The 2,034-nt window shown below is 70.9% G+C and carries 2 protein-coding genes and 1 pseudogene; 2 read left to right on the top strand and 1 reads right to left on the bottom strand.

The window, feature by feature from the left end:
- A partial coding sequence (locus GX015_RS08545) for a hypothetical protein (protein WP_291344360.1) occupies window positions 1-418 on the top strand: 418 nt, incomplete at its 5' end.
- Between the two features lie 17 nt (window positions 419-435).
- On the opposite strand, the gene GX015_RS08540 is transcribed toward GX015_RS08545, so the two are convergent.
- Window positions 436-663 carry a hypothetical protein gene (locus tag GX015_RS08540; protein WP_146780681.1) on the bottom strand — a complete coding sequence of 76 codons (228 nt, stop codon included), beginning with the start codon at window positions 661-663 and terminating at the stop codon, window positions 436-438.
- Window positions 664-735: 72 nt separating this feature from the next.
- On the opposite strand from GX015_RS08540, the pseudogene GX015_RS08535 reads away from it, so the two are divergent.
- Window positions 736-2,034, top strand: a pseudogene (locus GX015_RS08535) (NADPH-dependent 2,4-dienoyl-CoA reductase); the annotation flags it as partial.

Below are 2,034 nucleotides of genomic sequence, written 5' to 3'. Positions count from 1 at the left end.
GGCCGACGGGGACCCGCCGGCCGCGCGGGAGGCCGGGCCATCAGAGCTTGCGTCCGAGTCGGCGACGTCGATGACACGGCCCGTGACGACCCCGGCCGTGGCGCCCACGGCGGCCAAGCCGAGCAGCTTCAACATGCTGCGCCGGCCCCAGATCGTCCTCTTCTGCCTCACGTGGCCCTTCCTCTTCCTCCGACGAGGCTACCGGTGCTTCCCGATGCGCCTCGCCACCGCGCCAGCGCCGTGCCTCACCGCCTTGCTTCACCGCCGCGTCGTCGCCGACCAACCGGACCATCGTCGCGCGCATCACCATCGCGCGTTCCGCGAGGTCGCGCCGCGGCCCGTCCAGGTCACCGCGCCGGCGACCATGATGAAGAAGAACGCCCCCGGCGGAGGCAAACGCAAGGCGTTGGTCAGGTAGGCCAGCAGCGTCGCAAATCAGGACGCGAAGGCCACTGTGCCCAGCAACGGCCACCGCGACTCCGTGGCGTCGATCTCCGCGTACACCCAGTGGCCCGCCGCCGACCCGAGGAAAGCGCCGCCGACCAGGACCACACCGGCCGCCGCGATGACCCTCGCCGCACCCGGCCAGCGGCCGCCGGGGAACTTCGACCCGATCAGCAACCGCAGGGGATCGTGGCGGGACGGTGGGGCGTGATCTGTCATGGCTCGATGATATGCCCGCGACATTCCGTGATACGCGCCACATCTGCACCGTGAAATGGGATACTTGGATACATGTCCACCACCGTGACCACCTCCACGCCCCCCTCCGCGTACCCGACCCTGCTGTCGCCCATCCAGGCCGGGCCCCTGACGCTGCGCAACCGCGTGATGATGGGCTCGATGCACACCGGCTTCGAGGAACGCACCCGCGATCTGCCGAAGCTGGCGGCCTACCTGGCCCGCCGCGCCGAGGGCGGCGCCGCACTGCTGGTCACCGGCGGCTACGCCCCCAACGTCGAAGGCTGGCTGCTGCCCGGCGGCTCGATGATGGCGTCCAAGCGCATGGCCGACAACCACCGCCGGGTCACCGACGCGGTGCATTCCCACGGCGCGCACGTCGTGCTGCAGCTGCTGCACTCGGGCCGCTACGGCTACCACCCGTTCATCCGCTCGGCGGAGACGACGCAGTCGCCGATCACCCCGTTCAAGGCCCGGCGCATGTCCGGCTTCGACGTCGAGCGCACGATCCGCGCCTACGTCCGCTCGGCGAAGCTGGCCAAGCGCGCCGGCTACGACGGCATCGAGATCATGGGCTCCGAGGGCTACCTGCTCAACCAGTTCCTGGCCCGCGCGACCAACCGCCGCACCGACGAGTGGGGCGGTTCGGCCCGGCGCCGCATGTCGCTGCCGATCGAGATCGTCCGCCGCATCCGCGCCGAGGTCGGCGACGACTTCATGCTGCAGTACCGCATCTCGCTGCAGGACCTCGTCGCCGACGGGCAGACGTGGGACGAGACCGAGGAGCTCGCCGGCCGCCTCGTCGACGCCGGCGTCGACCTGCTCAACACGGGCATCGGCTGGCACGAGGCCCGGGTGCCCACCATCGTCACCTCGGTGCCGCGCGCGGCGTTCGCCGAGCTGTCCGGCCGCCTGAAGGCCGCCGTCGACGTGCCGGTGTGCGCGTCGAACCGCATCAACGATCCCGGCGTCGCAGAGGACATCCTCACCTCCGGGCAGGCGGACATGGTGTCGCTGGCCCGACAGATGCTCGCCGACCCCGATTTCGTGCTCAAGGCCAGCGACGGCCGCGCCGACGAGATCAACACCTGCATCGCCTGCAACCAGGCCTGCCTGGACCACACCTTCGCCAACAAGAAGGTGTCCTGCCTGGTCAACCCGGTCGCCGGCCGCGAGCTGGAGTTGACCCCGCGTCCGGCGGCGACGCCGCAGCGCGTCGCGGTGATCGGCGCGGGCGGGATCGGGCTGAACGCGATCCAGGCCGCGCGGATCAGCGGTGCCGGCCGAATCACGGTCTTCGACACCAACCCGCGCAAGGAAGAGCTCTCCCGGCGGCTCGGCGCGACCGATTTC

Origin of the sequence: Corynebacterium sp., assembly GCF_012837295.1 — a bacterium.
Taxonomy (GTDB): Bacteria; Actinomycetota; Actinomycetes; order Mycobacteriales; family Mycobacteriaceae; genus Corynebacterium.
This window is presented reverse-complemented; position numbering and strand designations above follow the sequence as displayed.